Here is a 16,909-nt window from a genome sequence, read left to right as displayed (position 1 = left end):
GAATTCGGTCGAAGCGGCGCAATGCGGTCCGCTCCCGTTGGACACTGACCACTGCGCCATTCACCTCAGCAAAAGGACCAGCCATGACCATCCTGCGCGACGACTTCATCTGGGGCGCCTCCACCGCCGCCCATCAGGTGGAGGGCGACAACATCGCCTCAGACTTCTGGGCCGTGGAGCACTCCCCCGCCGGTTTGCTGCCGGAGAAGTCCGGCTCCGCCTGCGACTCCTTCCACCGCTACCGCGAGGACATCCGCCTGGCCGCCGCGGGCGGATTGAAGGCTTACCGCTTCTCCATCGAGTGGGCTCGCATCGAGCCGGCCGACGGCGACTTCTCCCGCGCCGCCCTGCTGCACTACCGGGACATGATCGACGCCTGCCACGAGTACGGCCTGGAGCCGATCATCACCCTGCACCACTTCACCTGCCCGCTGTGGTTCACGCTCGGCGGCGGCATCCAGCGCGCCGACGCCGCCGACCGCTTCGCCGCCTACGTACGCCAAGTCTCCGAGATCCTGCACGACGTGCGCTGGATCATCACCATCAACGAGCCCAACATCCTGAACCTGATGAGCGGCCTGACCGCCGTGATCGGCGAGAACCCCGGGACGGAGCGCGCTCCGGCCGGGGGCGTGGCGGCTGGTAACGCCGAACATGGGGCCGACGACGTCGAGGCGGCCGCGCCCACCGAGCAGATGGCCGCCCTGCCCGCCCCGTCGCTCGAGCTGGCACCCAAGCTGATCGCCATGCACGCCGCCGCCCGTGCCGTGCTGCGCCAGACCGTGCCGCAGGCGCAGGTCGGCTGGGCGATCGCCGCCCAGGCCTTCACCTCCACCCCCGGTAATGATGAGGCGTTCGAGCGGGTCTTCCACCAGTGGGAGGGCGTCTACCTGGACGCCACCGGCGAGGACGACTTCATCGGCGTGCAGGCCTACACCTCCCAGCCGGTGGACGCCTCCGGCCCCGTCCCGCACCCCGACTCGCCCGAGAACACGCTGACCGGCTGGGCCTACCGTCCCGACGCGCTGGGCATCAACCTGCGCCGCTACTGGGAGCGCTACGGCAAGCCCCTGCTGGTCACCGAGAACGGCATCGCCACCTCCGATGACGCCCGCCGCATCGCCTACACCACCGAGGCGCTGCGCGGCCTGATCGCGGCCGTGGCCGACGGCGCGGATGTACGCGGCTACTGCCACTGGTCACTGCTGGACAACTATGAGTGGGGCCGCTGGGAGCCGACTTTCGGGCTGATCGCCGTGGACCGCGAGCGCGACTTCGCCCGCATGCCCAAGCCCTCCCTGGCCTGGCTGGGGCGGATCGCCGCGAAGAATGCCGCCTCGCTCGAGCCCGGCGCCTGACTCCTGGCTTAGCCTGCGTTCGCGACCTCCAGCACCACGCGCTGGTAGCGGGTCAGCGGCGGGGTGCCGGTGTCGGTGCCCTCGACGATCAGGTGGATCGCCTGGCCGGGGCGCGCCTGGGCGGGGACGGTGACGACGGCGGTGCCGGCGCCGTCGTCCTGGATGCGCGGCGGCGTCGGGCAGGGATTCGGCCCGGCCTCCGGGTAGGCCCACCAGCGCAGCAGCACGTGGTCGCCGTCGGGGTCGGTGGCGGTGGCGGTGGCGGTCAGGGTAACCACCTCGCCGGGGCGCACGCGGCGCACCAGCCCACTGCCGCCGTCGGGGTGCTCGACGACGACGGCCGGCGGGTGGTTGGCGTCCTCGTAGCGTGGCGTCACCGACCAGGTCAGGCGGGCGGCGAACTCGTTCTGCAGGGCCCGCCACCAGCGGGTCATGTGGTACTCGGGCGGGGCGGAGCCGTCGGCGGCGTGGTCGACCACCTGTTGGGGGTAGTCGGGCTGGGGCAGGCCGGGCAGGTCGAAGCGCATGTCGGAGGTGAGCGTGTCGGGCAGCTGCGGGTGGGGGACCTGGCGGCCGCCCCAGCCGCCGAAGGTGGCGTCCTCCCAGGAGTGCAGGCCGCTGGGGATCAGCAGGGTGAAGTTGGAGGTGTCGCCCTCGGAGATGAAAGAACCCGCCTCCTGCACCGGGCACCACACCCGGTAGCCCTCCGCGCGCAGCTGCGCCTCGGTCTTGCCCGTCTCGCCGAAGTAGTCCTCGGGGTCGAAGTCGGCGGCCATGCGCCGCCCGTCGCCCCACACCCGGTAGGCGGCCCCCAGGGGCCCGCGGGCGCTGACGTTCTCGCGCGTCCACTGCGGGCCAACGAGCTCGAGGTCCGCGGGGAGCAGCACGTCCCGGGTGGTGTATCCCCAGGCGCGGGTGGCGACCTCGCGGTGCTCCAGGCCGGGCCAGCGCGGCCGGATGTATTCACTCAGGGTGGAGTCCTGCTCCCCGAAGGAGGACAGCACCACCCGGTCCAGCACCCGCTGCTTCAGCGTCGGCCAGTCCTCCCGGCCTCCGAGTTCCTCTTCCAGGGTGCGCAGGGCGCGGGCAAAGGTGGAGATGCCGCCCCAGGCCTGGATGAACAGGGGCGGGCGGCGTCCAGCAGCGCGCCGCCCTCGCCGGTGGCGGCGTCCGGGGTCAGCGCGATGTCCCGCAGCAGATCGGCGATGAGCGTTGAGCCGGGGGTGTCTTCGTCCATCTCCCCTTCGGCGGTGATGTTGCCCATGCGCACCAGGGAGCGCAGGTGGGCGGCGGTGGGGAAGCGGGGGTCGTGCACGCGCAAGGTGTCCTCCACTTGGGCGTAGGCGTCGATGGCCTCGTCGATGTGGAGCCTGTCACCGGGGGCGGGCCAGCGGTGGGAGGCGATGCCGCGGGCGGGGTCGCCGGCGTAGTGGAACTTGCTGCCCGCGTACACCAGCCCACACAGGTCGATCTCGGCGGCGTGGGTGAGCAGGCGGATCATGGAGTTCAGGTCATCCAGCTCGGGGTCGGTCGTGACCACGACGCGGGGCCAGTCGGCCCGCGGGAAGGCTTCCTTGCGCATGGCCCCAGCGTGCCACATGCGCGGTTCGCTGCGAGATCTCGACGACGCCTGAACGGCCCATTAGGACGCCCGCACCGATATGCGTCTGTGCCCGCAGCTACACTGAACCCGCCTTCTCCGGCACCTTCTCCCGGAACACCACTGTCCTGACAGCCGGGGAAGAAGGAAGTTAGGGAGGAGGTGGGGGCCGTGTCCAAACCGAAAGGCCGACACGCCAAGGTCCGGAAGGACAGGATTACGGCCCGGCAGGTGAGCGAGATAATTAACGACATCGCTCGCCTGGTCCGGGCCGTAGGTGTCCTGACGGATGCCCTCAGTAAGTGGTTCAGCTGAGCCGCTTACGTCGGGGAGTCATCCGGGTTGCTGCCGGGTGGCTCCCCTCTATTGTGCCCGCGGCGGATCTGGCTGGCAAGCCAAATAGGCACAAGACAGGTCGGGTTATTACCCGTCAGGGCCGGGCTTCGGCGTTCCCCGCACGCTACTGCACTGCTATCAGCGCGCGCCGGCGGCGAGGTCCTCGACGGTTAACCGGCGTCCTGGAGGTTCACCCCGCGGCGTCGATGGCCCCGCCCGGGCAGCGGGCAGGCTACGCCACCGGCCCGGGATGTGCTGCAATGGGCCGGTGGATCGCACCGACGCCCCGCCCCGTGCAGACGACTCCGCGCCGCCGGACCCCACCGAGGCGCGCGAACTGCCGCCGGTGCCCGCCTGGTTGGACGAGCCAACCGGCGAGCAGGCCCTGGCCTGGGCGGCGGCACGGACGGATGAGACGGTCTCCGCCTTCACCGACGACGTCGATTACCTGCGCCTGACTCAGGACCTTCAGGAGATACTCGACTCCCCGGACCGCATTCCCGCAGTCACCGAGGCCGTCGGCATGGTCTACAACTTCTGGACCTCCCCGGAGCACCCCCGCGGAGTGTGGCGGCGCACCACCTGGGCGTCATACGCGGCCGGGGCACCCTCCCGCCCGCCGCGCCCCGACGACGCCTCCGCCACCGAGTGGGAGGTGCTGCTCGACCTGGATGCCGAGCGCCGTCGGCGCGGCCACGACCTGGCCTGGGCGGGGCGCAGGTGCTGCAAATCGGCCCGCTGGCAGGGCGCCGCGCCCTGGTGAGCCTGTCCGACGGCGGGACGGACGCCACCTTCACCGAGGAATTCGATCTGGACGAGCGGCGCTTTCTGGGGACGGCCGAGGGCGGCTTCCGCAAGCCCCTGTCCAAGGGCACGCTGACGTGGGGCGCCGACGGCGACACCTGCCTGCTTTCGGACGACTTCGGTGCCGGGTCGCTGTCGCCAGCCGGACTGCCGCGCCAGGCTCGTCGCCTGCGCCGTGGGCAGGGGCCCCGGGACGCCGAGGTGCTGATCACCGGCGCCGCGGATGCGATCGTCACCCGGGCCAGTTGCGATGCGTGGGGCCGTACCTGGCTCATGAGCATGGGCGGCCTGGGTGACACCCGCGTGTGGTGGCTGCCCGATGACGCCGTCGTGCCCGTCGGCGAGGCGGAGGCGCGGCGGGCGCTTGTGGCCGACGGCGAGGGCGTGCCCGCGGGCGCGATCCGGATCGAGGCGCCACCGTCGGCCTCCGTCGGCGTGGGGGCGCAATGGCTGACGATCCAGCTGCGTGAACCCTGGGAGGTGTCGGGGGAACGCTACGAGGCGGGCGTGCTGCTGGGCGCTCCACTGGATCAGTGGCTGCGCGGCGAGCGCGACGGGCTGGAGGTGCTGTTCGCCCCCACGTCCTCGTCCTTCCTGTCCGCCGCCACCTGGACCCGCCACCACCTGGTGCTCACGGTGCTGGACGACGTCGCCGGTCGGCTGGAGGTGTGCACGCCGCCGTCGCAGCGTGAGCCGGAGGCGGGCGAGCCCGCCGTCGGCCGGGGCGGATGGCACCACCACTGGGTCGACCTGACCGGGGCCGCCTACCGCCCGAGTGAAGCCGAGGTCGCCGCGGCCCCGGACCTCACCGAGCTGCGGCCGGGCCGCCCCCTGCTGGAGGTGAGCGCGCAGGCGGTGCGGCAGCGGGACACCGACTACCTGTTCATCTCCGCCTCGGGGTGGGCCACCCCGCCCACGCTCACGCTCGCCCGCCTGACCGAGGCGGGCGAGGTGACCGGTATGTCGGTGCTGCGGCAGGCGCCCGCCCGCTTCGACGCCCGCGGAGTGCGGGTCAGCCAGCACGCTGCGGTCAGCGCGGACGGCACGCGCGTGCCCTACTTCCAGATCGGTCGGCAACGCACCGGAGCGGATGCAGGCACCGGCGCCGACGGGACGACACCGGTTCTGGCTGCGAGCACGCCCGCGGCGGGGTCTCCGGAGCGGGAGCCATCGCCAGGCCCGACCCTGCTGTACGGCTATGGCGCCTTCGGCACCAGCCAGACGCCCTGCTACCAGCCACTGACCGGGAAGGCCTGGCTGGAGCGGGGTGGCACCTACGTGGTGGCCTGCACCCGTGGCGGCGGCGAGTACGGTCCCAGCTGGCACCTGGCGGGCACCGGCCAGGGCCGGAGGCGGGTGGTGGAGGACTTCGCGGCGGTGGCGCGCTCCCTGATCGACCGCGGGGTGACCACCGCGAAGCAGCTGGTGGTGCACGGCGCCAGCGCGGGCGGGCTGCTCGCGGGTGAGATGCTCACCTGCCACCCCGAGCTGATCGGCGGGGCAATCGCGGAGGCGCCACTGCTGGACCTGGAGCGGTACACGCGGCTGCTGACCGGCGCCATGTGGCGCTCCGAGTTCGGGGACCCAGACAATCCCGACGAATGGGAGACCATGCGGTCCCTGTCCCCCTTCCACGCCCTGGTGCCGGGGCGGGAGTATCCCCCGCTGCTGCTGCTCACCTCCACCGCCGACGACCGCGTGCACCCCGCGCACGCCCGCGCCATGGCCTACCGGATGCGCGAACTGGGCCTTCAAGTCGGCTATGTGGAGCAGAGCGAGGGCGGGCACGCCGGCACGGCGATATCCGCCCAGCGGGCCGCCACCAGCGCGCTCATCCACACCTTCGCCTGGCGGACGGCCGCCGGCGAGGACGTGCACCCCGGCTCGTAATAGGGCGCAGAGGAGTGCGCCCGGCACCGCCCTCCCTACAGCAGGACATCAGTTCTTACGCTGGAAGCGCGCCTTGAGGCGGGCGACACGCTCATCCCAGGAGTCCTTGCGCTCCTGACGGCGCTGCTCGCGCATGACGCGGCTGGCCTCCTTGTCCGCAGCTTCCGCGGCAGCCTCGGCCGCCTCCAGCTCGGCAAGTACGTCCACGGCGGCACGCCGCAGGACGACGCCGTCTTGGGACGCGGCCAACCCGTCCAGTACCTCCGGCGTCACCTCGTTCACCTCTGCGAGGATCGCCGTCGTGCCCGCGGGCAGACGGGAGCTGAACTCGCCGACGATGGTCTCGTTGCGGCCCAGCCGCTTGCTGTCAGCGATGGATCCAACCAACGCGCCGGTGCCCCAGCCGAGCAGCACGCCCAGCGGGCCACCGAGAATGCCGACGAACATGCCCACCAGGCCGCCGGTGCTTGCTCCGGCGCCGATGACCGCGTCGCTGCCCTCCGCCAGGTGCAGGCGGCCGTCGGGCTCGCGCTCCGCAATGATCGCCGAGGCGACGCCGATGCGCCCCTCACGGGAGGCCCCGCGCAGGTCGCTCAGCGTCTCATAGGCCTTGCTCGACTCCGTGAAGGTGACGACGGCGAAGTTATGGTCGGTCATGTTCTGCTCCTTCCGTGACGCACGGCGTCCCTCACCGCGCGTTCGGTGAACAGTCAACCGGCCGCATCCCGTAACAGCCATGGTCCCGCGACCAGAATTCGCCCATGCCGTCGTGCAACTTGCACAAGGCGCGCGTTGCGCGCACAGTTTTCGTCATGATTCCCGACGCCGCACCGGAGCCGCTGGGACTTCCCGAGCAGCTGCGCCACGAGTTCGTACGAAGGCTCACCAACCGTGCAGACAGCGAGGCCGCCGCAACTCTTAGACAAGTTGCACGCGACCTGCCGGACCTGGTGGTCGACGCCGAGCTGCGAAGACTGACCACCGAGGTAACCAAAGGTTCCTTTCAGTCACTCAGCACTACGCTCCTGCTGGAGACCTCCGGGCAGGACCCCTTGCTCGCCGCGACGGAGGAGATCGTCCAGCACTTGGCGGACCGGGGTGCCGCGGCAGACGTCGTCGAGTCCGTGTTCCTCAATGCCAGTAGGGTGTTCGTCAGGGATGTGGTGTCCACGGCGGTAGAGGTGCTGCCCGCCGGCATGACGTCGCAGGTGCTGCCGCCCCTGGTCGACGTCGTGCTGGCTCAGCTCGCGGCGCGGCACCGCAAAACGGTGGGAGCCTTCATCGAGCGGCGGCAACGCCGTCAGCAGCGCAGCGACGCGGCCCTCCAGGCACGTCTCCGTTCGGTCCTGGACGGTGAGGTCACCGACGGCGCAGTGGCCTCCCGCCTGCTCGGGTATCCGGTGAGTTCCTGGAATATTGCCGCCGTGGTGCGGACCAAATATGACTTCGACGAGGCGATCAGCGGATTGGAGCGACGGCTACGTGAGACATTGCCGACCGAAAGGACGCTGGTCGTGAACTTGGCGGAGGACACGGCGGCCCTGTGGTCCTCCTGCCAGTCGCAGCCCGCCCAGCAGCACTGGGCGGAGCAGATCCGTAAGGACGAATCCCTGGTCGGTGCCTTCGGGCAGCCGGAGTGGGGCATCACCGGTTTTGTGCGAACCTATGAGCAGGCCACGGCGGCGTTCAGAGTGGTCAGCGCGTCGGGGAACGGACCCAGAGCGGCAGATTACAGCGAGGTAGCGCCACTGACCTTCATGCTGCACAGCCCGGAACACACCCGACGCTGGCTCGGAGCCACGCTCGGCCCACTGGCAGGCGGGACCGCGGACGCGGAGCGGCTGCGCTTCACCCTGCGCCACTATTTGGCAGCAGGTGAGAACGGAAGCGTCACTGCTGAACGCCTCTACGTTCACCGCAATACGGTCAACTACCGCATTGCCCAAGCGGTCGGCATGCTTCCGGACGGTTTAGAGGGGCACCGAACCGACATCGCCCTGGCACTCGACCTGCTGGCATGGATTCCCGATGCCGCCGACCCGGTGACGCCCTGACCGGCCACCCGCGCCGACTGGGACGACCGCGGCCGAGGACGGCGTTCATCGGACTGCCCGCCCCGAGTACTTCCGCTTAGCCGCCCCCATCCGCGCCCGTCGCCAGTCGTCTACTACGCTACTTCACCGTTAGGTACGCCGGTTAGACCTTTGCTGAACAGCCCACAGCCATTCAGCAGACACCCAAGTGACGTAGTAGACGGCGAACCGGCGCAGTAGACCCCCGGAGGAAATCGCATGGTCAAGAAGCCGCCCGTAACTATGGGCAAGGAGAGGCTCGCCGCCTTCATGGACGCGGTCCTTGCCATCATCATCACCATCCTCATCCTGGACCTGCCTCAGCCCGAGGTGGTCAGCCCTGCGGGGCTGTGGCAACTGCGCAACGAGTTGCTGGCCTATACGGTCTCCTTCGCCTGGCTGGGCCTGCTGTGGGCGCGCATTCACTACGAGTGGGACCCGGCCGTTTTGGTAACCCGCACGACAGTGGGCCTGAGCCTGCTGCTGCTCTTCTTCGCCTCGTTCTTCCCGTACACCACGACGCTGGTCGCCCAGAATCCGGGCAACAGCACCGCACAGGTGCTCTACGGCCTGGTCTTCCTGCTGACCTCCGTCAGTCGCGTCGCCGTGCACCATTCACTGCGGGCCGCCGACCCGAACAATCAGGCGCTGGTTCCGCTGCTCCGTGAGCGCCGGGCCCTGGCGCCGGCGGAGTGGGCAATCCAGATCCTGGGGCTGGTGCTGGCGGCAGTCTGGGTGCCGCGCGTGATGACAGTGGCGCTGCTGGGAGGCATCGCCATCAGCCTGGTCGCCTACCTGCAGCGGCGCGGAGACTGAGCACTCATGCGGCAGCCCGGAGTCGCCACCTATTCGCCACGATCAGTAGAACCTGCGTGCCCAAGCCAGTAGCAGGATTGCCATTGTCCCCGTTGGCCACAGATCACGTCGATCGGCCACTACCTAATCTACCGGGAAGCTGGTAAAAGACCCCTGTGAAGACCGTACGTACCCTCCTGCGCAGCCTGCGCGAGTACCGCAGGCCGTCACTGCAGGCGCCGCTGTTCATGGTGGGCGAGGCCGGGCTGGAGTGCGTCCTGCCACTGCTGATGGCCGAGCTCATCGACACCCTCACCGGCAGCTCCATGGGCCCGATCCTGCGCATCGGCCTGGTTCTGGTGGTCATGGCACTCATCTCGCTCGTGTGCGGCGTCATGTCCGGAGTGCGCGCCGCCACGGCGGCCGCCGGCCTGGCCCGCAACCTGCGCCAGGACCTGTTCTACCGGGTGCAGGAGTTCTCCTTCGCGGACATCGACCGCTTTTCGACGTCGTCGCTGGTCACCCGCATGACCACCGACGTCACCAACGTGCAGAACGCCTACCAGATGATCATCCGCGTGGCCGTGCGCGTCCCGCTGATGGTCATCTTCTCCATCATCATGACGCTCACGATCAACGCCCGGCTGGCGCTCATCTTCATCATCATGCTGCCGCTGCTCGGGGGCGCGCTGATCGGCCTGGCCGCCTACGTGTTCCCGATCTTCAGGCGGATCTTCAAGAAGTACGACGCCCTGAACAACTCGGTGCAGGAGAACGTCTCCGCGATCCGGGTGGTGAAGTCCTTCGTCACCGAGGAGCACGAGAAGACGAAGTTCCGCGCCGCCTCCCAGCAGGTGCGTAAGGACTTCACCTACGCCGAGAAGATCCTGGCGCTCAACGGCCCGATCATGGTCTTCTTCATCTATGTGTCGCTGATGCTGGTCAACTACCTGGGCGCCCGGGTGGTAGTAGGCAGCGGCGGTACCGAGCTGACCACCGGCGAGTTCTCCTCGCTGATGACCTATGGCGTGCAGATCCTGGCCTCGATGATGATGCTCGCCTTCATCTTCGTGATGGTGTCGATGTCGGTGGAGTCCGCCAACCGTATCGCCGAGGTCATCGAGCACCGCCCCACCCTCACCTCCCCCGCCGACGGCCGCACCGAGGTTCCCGACGGCGAGGTCCGCTTCGAGGGCGTCTCCTTCCGCTACTCCGCCGATGCCCAGGCCGACGTTCTGCACGACATCGATCTGACCATCCCATCGGGCTCCACCCTGGGGATCGTCGGCGGCACCGGCTCGGCTAAGACCACACTCATCCAGCTAATCTCCCGCCTGTACGACGTCACCTCCGGACGGGTGAGCGTCGGCGGCGTCGACGTGCGCGAGTACGACTTGGAGTCCCTGCGTGACGCCGTCGCCGTCGTGCTGCAGAAGAACGTCCTGTTCGCCGGCACCATCAAGGACAACCTGCGCTGGGGCGACCCGGAGGCCACCGACGCCCAGCTCGTCCGCGCCTGCGAGCTGGCCCAGGCCGACGAGTTCATCCGTCAGTTCCCCGACGGCTACGACACCCGCATCGAACAGGGCGGCACCAACGTCTCCGGCGGGCAGAAGCAGCGCCTGTGCATCGCCCGCGCCCTGCTGAAGAAGCCGCGGATCCTGATCCTGGACGACTCGACCTCCGCCGTCGACACCCGCACGGACGCCCTGATCCGCCGGGCCTTCGACCAGGAGATCCCCGACACCACCAAGATCATCATCGCCCAGCGGCTCTCCTCCGTTGAGCACGCCGATCAGATCATCGTGCTCGACGACGGCCGCATCCTGGAGCGCGGCACCCATGCGGAGCTGATGGCCCTGGGCGGCGAGTACCAGCAGATCTACGAGTCGCAGAATCGCACCAGTCAGGAACAGGAGGTGGCGTGATCATGGCGCGCAACCGCACCGACCGGCCCGAGGAGCGTCCCGACGCCGAGCAGCCGGAGGCCGTCGTCGAGGCCAGCGCCACCGCACAGCACCCCGATGGCCAGTCTGACCCGCACGACCTGCCGCACATCGACCGCCCGGCGCGTCGGCTGCTGGCCTATGTCTTCCACTACTACCCGTGGCAGCTGATCGTCGTCGCCATCAGCATCGTGATCGCCTCGGTGGCATCCACGGTCGCCTCCATCTTCATGCAGCGGGTGGTCGACGAGGTGATCACCCCCGGCCTGAGCGCGGGCCTAGACGCCGTCATGCCCACGCTGGTGCGGATTATCACCGCCATGGGCGTGGTCTACGCCCTCGGGGTGATCACCAGCTTCCTGTACTCACGCATCATGGCGGTGGTCACGCAGGGCTCGCTCAAGCACATGCGCGACGACATGTTCGACCGTATGCAGTCCCTGCCGATCAAGTACTTCGACACCCACGCCCACGGCGCGATCATGTCGACCTACACCAATGACACCGACGCCGTGCGCCAGCTGATCGGCCAGTCGGTGCCCACGCTCATTCAGTCCGGCCTGACGCTCGGGGCGATGCTGGCGATGATGCTCTACTACAGCCTCTGGCTGACGATCCTGGTACTGGTCGTGGCCGCCATCATGGTCGCCGCCACCCGCAGCCTGGGCGGGAAGTCCTCGCAGTACATGGTCGCCCAGCAGCAGTCACTGGCCACCGAGGAGGGCTTCATCGAGGAGATAATGGGCGGGCAGAAGGTCGTCCAGGTCTTCAATCACGAGGAGGCCGCCAAGGCCGACTTCGACGCCCTGAACCGACAGCTGTTCTCCGACTCGGAGAAGGCCAACCAGTACGGCAACATCCTCGGCCCCGTCATGGGCAACCTCGGCAACCTGCTGTACGTGCTGATCGCCTTGGTTGGCGGCCTGCTCATTCAGCTGCAGGTCACCAACATCGGCTTCGCCGGCATGGGCACCATCACCGTCGGCATCATCGTCTCCTACCTGACGATGGTGCGGCAGCTGTCCCAGACCATCAACCAGGCCTCTCAGCAGGTGGCGCTGATCGCCATGGGCCTGGCCGGCGCCGGCCGAGTCTTCGCGCTCATCGATGAGCAGCCCGAGCAGGACGGCGGGTATGTGGGCCTGGTCGACGCCGTCGAGACGGCCGACGGCGGTGTCCAGCCCGCCGACCGCAAGACCGACGTGTGGGCCTGGCGCCACCCCCACCAGGCGGATGGCACCGTCACCTACACGCGGCTGCGGGGCGAGATCGTCATGAAGCACGTGGACTTCTCCTACGACGGCGTCAAGGAGGTCCTCCACGACGTCTCCCTGTGGGCCAAGCCCGGGCAGAAGATCGCCTTCGTGGGCGCCACCGGCGCCGGGAAGACCACGATCACCAACCTGATCAACCGCTTCTACGACATCGACGACGGCAAGATCCGCTACGACGGCATCAACATCAACAAGATCGCCAAGGCAGACCTGCGCCGCTCGCTGGGCGTGGTGCTCCAGGACGTGCGCCTGTTCACCGGCACGGTCATGGACAACATCCGCTACGGGCGCCTGGACGCCACCGACGAGGAGTGCATCGAGGCGGCCAAGCTGGCCAACGCCGACGGCTTCATCCGCCGTCTGCCCCAGGGGTACCAGACGGTGATCTCGGGCGATAGCTCGAGCCTGTCCCAGGGACAGGCTCAGCTGCTGTCGATCGCCCGCGCCGCCGTCGCCGACCCGCCGGTGATGATCCTGGATGAGGCCACCAGCTCCATCGACACCCGCACCGAGGCACTGGTGCAGGCCGGCATGGACAACCTCATGCGGGGGCGGACGGTGTTCGTGATTGCGCACCGGCTGTCCACGGTGCGCAACTCCGACGCGATCATGGTGCTGGACCACGGCCGCATCATCGAGCGCGGCAACCACGACCAGCTCATCGAGCAGCGCGGCACCTACTACCAGCTCTACACCGGCGCCTTCGAACTGGAGTAGACCAGGACGAACTGGAGTCGCCCTGGAGCGGCAGGGGTAACCCCGGGGTGCCCCAGGAAGCACCCCGCAGTCCCCCTTCACCGAGGTCGGTAGACGTTACCTACCGAGGTCGGTAGACGTTACGTGCCGAGGTCGGTAGTAATGACACAGCCGCACTGTCGGCAGCTGTACCCATGCACGAGGAGGCTCCCATGATCCACATCATCGCCACGTTCGCCGTCCGGCCCGACGCCGTCGACGAGTTCACCGCCAAGGCCCGTCAGCTTGTGGAGGCCTCACGCGCGGAGTCTGGCAACGTCTCCTACGAGCTGCTGCGCGCCCGCGACGACGCCACTACCCTCACCTTCCTGGAGACGTGGGCCGACGACACCGCCATCGAGGCGCACAACGCCTCCGCGCACTTCACCACGCTCATCCCGCAGCTGATCGCCCTAACGACCAGCGATCCGGCCATCGTCCAGTACGAGCCGGCCTGATTTCCATCGCCCCAGGGCATACGGCTCTCCCGGTTTGAGGCGTGATGGTGCCGGCTGGGGATTGACAATTGGTGGCCGTGTTCGGGCGCGGGGGGTCGTCTCGCGCTGATGCGGTCGTGTTCGGGCAGGCAGGAACGTCGTCGGCGCCGTTGCGGGTGCGGACGGCTCGTGTGCTTGGACAACGGTTCGCCAGGTAGCGGCGAGCACCGCAACCAGCCAACCCACCGCACTCGCCAACACGAAGAACCGGATGTGTCATGTATCCGTCGAACCCGGGCGCCCATGTTCTCGACCAGACTGATGCACCCCTCCAGGCCGAGGCCGCCGCGCCCGTAGGCGTCCTGGAGCGCATACAGGGCCACTGCGCGTTTGAGAGTCATGTTTCCGTCCTTTCTCCTACATGTGGGAAGTAAGGCGGTCGGGACCGGGCGCGCGGAACTGCGAGCGCGGACGACCGCGCAGTTCCGGGGGAATAACCCTTTCAACCCCGGTACCCGGGAATCTGCGTCGGCTACCGGCCAGCCCGGTCGTCGCCGGTCCGGAGCGGGATCACCCCGACCCCGTCGACGACGACGCCTCTCCTGCCTCCGCCCCGGCCACCCCGCGCCGGGAACGCCTCTTGTCCCCAAGTCGTCAAGGATGTATAAATGGCCCGTGTTCTCGTCATCCTCAATGTCTCCAGCGCCGCTGCTCCATGTCAAGCGGCGCCGGAGTGACGTGCGCATTGCAGCCACGTGGGGACGAAAACCGTTGAATCCGCGACGACAGCGCAGTTGACCCGTTCCCCGGCCCCCGCACCGCAGGCGCCCACGCCTTGCGACACCGTGTGCGAGTGGTCGGCGGGCATCACACAGCAGGTCCCCCTGGGCGTTCCATCTTCCGTGAGTGACTGCCCTTCCGGGGGCGGCGCTGGTCTGTCGCACTGACAACTCCGGCGCCCGTGGCGTGGTCCCGAGCACTCCCAAGGCTCCCCCGGCCGGGGGCGGTGACGCCCGCCGACTGTGCGTGTGCCCCAGGCACCCCAAGCCCCAGAGCGGACCTGCGCGGCGCGAAACGGCGTCGGCGACCCTGCTCCCCGCCAGGAACCGGCAGAACCCGGCGCCCACACCGCCCGCAGCCAGCCGGTCCAGGGGCCTGCCCGGTCCCCGTCGGCCCGCAGGCCCTCCTGGCCTCGCGGGGGCACCGGCACAGGTACGCAGGCAGGGCAGCACGAACGGGTCGGCAGATAACAGGAAGTCGAGATGAAGTACCAACAGGAAGGAGAACAAGACAATGCGGCGGTTGCTGCTGATGAGAGGGGCGCCCGGGTGCGGCAAGACCACCTGGGTACGTAGCCACGGGCTGGAGGACCAGGTGGTCTCCGCCGATCAGTTCCGCGAGCTGGTGTACCCGCGCGCCATGACCCTGGACGGTGCCACCTCGCTGCTGGGTGGCGCAGACAAGATGATCTGGCGGATGGTGTTCGACGCCGCCGAGGCGCGCATGGCCCGTGGAGCGACGGTCGTCGTCGACTCCACCAATCTGAGCTCCAAGGAGCAGAACCAGTGGCGTGAGCTGGCGCTGCGCCACCACTACCGGGTAGGCCTGGTGGACTGCCAGGAGGGCATCAGCGACGCCGAGCTGCGTCGGCGCAACATCACCCGAGGGCCCAACCGGCTGGACGAGTCCGCCCTAGAGCGCATGCTCCTGCGCGCCCAGGGCAACGCCGTGGTGAGGGGCATCGAGCGAATCAGCCCCGATGACGCGGCCGCTGTGGCCAGGTTCTTCTCCTACGCGGATGACGTAGCCGACGTCGCTGCCGCCCCAGCCACTGGCGCCCCCGAGCCGGCAGCCACCGGCACCGGCACCGGCACCGGCCTGCTCTCCGGGGAGGACGTCATGCTCTCCGCGCGGGGCGTGACAGTCATCGGTGACGTGCAGTCGTGCTCCCGCGCCCTGTCCCGGGCGCTGGCCGACACCCCAGACGGTGAGGTTATCGTGTTCGCCGGTGACCTGTTCGACCGCGGGCCTGACGCACTGGGCGTATTCGAGCAGGTGCGCGCCCTGGATCCCACCCGAGTGGTGCTGGTCCAAGGCAATCACGAGCTGCGGATGCTCGAGCTCATCCACCGTACCGGCAAGCCGTCCGCTCGGACCGGCACGAGCCACGAGCAGATCAGGACCCGCTACGGCGACCGTGACATCCTGGATCTGCTGCGGCGTACCGTGCCCCTGTGCACCTTCCGTGTCCACGGCTGTGACACCGTCTGCGTGGTCACTCACGGCGGTGTCACTCAGGCGGCGCTGGAGCGCGCCCTGGCGGGGAGGCAGTCGGGCTGTGGCCTGGCGCACCTGGTGGACAACGAGTTCGTCTACGGAACCTCCCAAAGGGCCCTGACCTACTCGGGCCGATCCACCTACGACCACGTCGATGAGCTCCTGGTCCTGGAGGGCGGGCAGGTGGTCCAGCTCCACGGGCACCGCAACGGCAAGCATGACAGCCAACCCGCCCCTGCCGACGCCGTGGCGGGCGTCTACAACCTGGAGAACCGGGTGGAGGAGGGCGGCGCGCTGCGCGTGGCCCGCCTGCGGGCCGGGAAGGGCGGTGCCCTGGAGGTCCGCGTCCAGGAGTACCGCGACGACGAGGACTCCGCCGCTGATACCGGCTGTGCCGACGGCGTCGTCGCCCGTCTGGAAGCCCACCCGGACATCCGTCGACGGGAAGGACCTGACGGGGTGGTGTCCTACATCTTCACCCGGCGGGCCTTCTACACGGGCAACTGGGACGAGCTGACCTCCACCGCCCGCGGGCTGTTCGTGCGCGACGGGAAGGTAGTGGGCCGCGGGTTCGACAAGTTCTTCAACGTCGGCGAGCGCGGCACCACCCTGGACGATCTCACGTATCCCGTGACCCTGACCCGCAAGGTCAATGGGTTCCTCGGGATCATGTTCGCCCTGGACGGGGACCTGCGGGTGTGGTCCAAGGCCGGGGACACCGGCTACGGCCAGGCCGCGGCCCAGGCGGTGGAGCGGGTAGTGGCCGGTGAGGCGCGTCGGCGACTCATCGACTTCCTGTCCGATCATGACGTGTCAGTGGCTCTGGAGGTCACGCTGGCCAACGACCCCCACCTTGTGGACGAGTCACACCGCCCCGGGGTCACGGCCCTGGCAGTCATTGACAACAGCTTTGCCTTCCACCGCCGCGACGAGCTGATGGGGGAGCTGGCCGGGCTCGGCCTGGCAAGCGTGGAGGTGCTCGCCACTGCGGGCTCCCGCGTCGAACTGGACCAGGTGCTACACGACGATGCGCTGGCCAGCCAGGACCACCCCGTGGAAGGTGTAGTACTCGCAGACGCCCGTCAGTACATGGTGAAGGTCAAGTACGACCAGTACCGCACCCGCCGTCGGCTGCGCAGCGCGCTGGAACGGGTCTACGCCGGAACGAGGGCCCGACTGCCCGAGGAGTTCGCCCACGTGCAGGCCGCTCTCGGCCCCGACCCGCAGGCCACCATCGCCGCGTACGTGGTGCGCACCCCCGCGGACGGGGTCGGCATCAACATGCCCGGCCTGCTGGACCACCTGGGTATAACCAACGTGTGATGCCATCCCGTCCTGCGGGCGCGAGCCCCGTGTCCGCTGGGCGCGCGCACCGAGCGCCGCGG

General features: G+C 69.0%; 12 protein-coding genes. 9 read left to right on the top strand and 3 right to left on the bottom strand.

Features of this window, described 5'->3' with window-relative positions; all coding sequences use genetic code 11:
• Positions 1 to 83: 83 nt before the first annotated feature.
• Complete coding sequence (locus CWT12_RS01995; protein WP_161923499.1) at positions 84 to 1,358, top strand: glycoside hydrolase family 1 protein; 1,275 nt, start codon at positions 84 to 86, stop codon at positions 1,356 to 1,358.
• A gap of 8 nt (positions 1,359 to 1,366) precedes the next feature.
• Here CWT12_RS01995 and CWT12_RS01990 read toward each other — a convergent pair whose 3' ends face one another.
• A complete protein-coding gene (locus CWT12_RS01990; RefSeq protein WP_272927771.1) occupies positions 1,367 to 2,428 on the bottom strand; it encodes a nucleoside hydrolase-like domain-containing protein in 1,062 nt (353 codons plus the stop codon).
• Positions 2,386 to 2,940 carry a nucleoside hydrolase-like domain-containing protein gene (locus tag CWT12_RS14275; protein WP_161923498.1) on the bottom strand — a complete coding sequence of 185 codons (555 nt, stop codon included), beginning with the start codon at positions 2,938 to 2,940 and terminating at the stop codon, positions 2,386 to 2,388. The genes CWT12_RS01990 and CWT12_RS14275 overlap by 43 nt, the downstream gene beginning before the upstream one ends.
• A 622-nt stretch (positions 2,941 to 3,562) precedes the next feature.
• Between CWT12_RS14275 and CWT12_RS13695 the strand changes: the two genes are divergently transcribed.
• On the top strand, positions 3,563 to 4,057 hold the full coding sequence (locus CWT12_RS13695; protein ID WP_237564257.1) for a hypothetical protein: 495 nt from the start codon (positions 3,563 to 3,565) through the stop codon (positions 4,055 to 4,057).
• Positions 4,015 to 5,988 carry a prolyl oligopeptidase family serine peptidase gene (locus tag CWT12_RS01980; RefSeq protein WP_237564256.1) on the top strand — a complete coding sequence of 658 codons (1,974 nt, stop codon included), beginning with the start codon at positions 4,015 to 4,017 and terminating at the stop codon, positions 5,986 to 5,988. The genes CWT12_RS13695 and CWT12_RS01980 overlap by 43 nt, the downstream gene beginning before the upstream one ends.
• Positions 5,989 to 6,036: 48 nt before the next feature.
• On the opposite strand, the gene CWT12_RS01975 is transcribed toward CWT12_RS01980, so the two are convergent.
• A complete protein-coding gene (locus CWT12_RS01975; RefSeq protein WP_161923497.1) occupies positions 6,037 to 6,645 on the bottom strand; it encodes a DUF1269 domain-containing protein in 609 nt (202 codons plus the stop codon).
• 155 nt (positions 6,646 to 6,800) lie between these two features.
• Between CWT12_RS01975 and CWT12_RS01970 the strand changes: the two genes are divergently transcribed.
• The 6 genes from CWT12_RS01970 (at position 6,801) to CWT12_RS01945 (ending at position 16,847) form a co-directional block, all read left to right on the top strand.
• Positions 6,801 to 8,042, top strand: coding sequence for a PucR family transcriptional regulator (locus CWT12_RS01970; protein ID WP_161923496.1), 1,242 nt, complete (start codon positions 6,801 to 6,803; stop codon positions 8,040 to 8,042).
• Between the two features lie 237 nt (positions 8,043 to 8,279).
• Positions 8,280 to 8,876 (top strand): TMEM175 family protein, encoded by a 597-nt coding sequence (locus CWT12_RS01965; RefSeq protein ID WP_161923495.1) that lies wholly within the window; start codon positions 8,280 to 8,282, stop codon positions 8,874 to 8,876.
• Positions 8,877 to 9,031: 155 nt separating this feature from the next.
• Entirely contained in the window at positions 9,032 to 10,783 is a 1,752-nt protein-coding gene (locus CWT12_RS01960) for an ABC transporter ATP-binding protein (protein ID WP_161923494.1), read from the top strand.
• Positions 10,784 to 10,785: 2 nt separating this feature from the next.
• A complete protein-coding gene (locus CWT12_RS01955) occupies positions 10,786 to 12,792 on the top strand; it encodes an ABC transporter ATP-binding protein (RefSeq protein ID WP_161923493.1) in 2,007 nt (668 codons plus the stop codon).
• Between the two features lie 191 nt (positions 12,793 to 12,983).
• A complete protein-coding gene (locus CWT12_RS01950; RefSeq protein ID WP_161923492.1) occupies positions 12,984 to 13,268 on the top strand; it encodes a putative quinol monooxygenase in 285 nt (94 codons plus the stop codon).
• Between the two features lie 1,272 nt (positions 13,269 to 14,540).
• A complete protein-coding gene (locus tag CWT12_RS01945; protein ID WP_161923491.1) occupies positions 14,541 to 16,847 on the top strand; it encodes an AAA family ATPase in 2,307 nt (768 codons plus the stop codon).
• Positions 16,848 to 16,909: the final 62 nt, after the last annotated feature.

Source organism: Actinomyces sp. 432 (assembly GCF_009930875.1).
Classification (GTDB): Bacteria; Actinomycetota; Actinomycetes; order Actinomycetales; family Actinomycetaceae; genus Actinomyces.
This window is presented reverse-complemented; position numbering and strand designations above follow the sequence as displayed.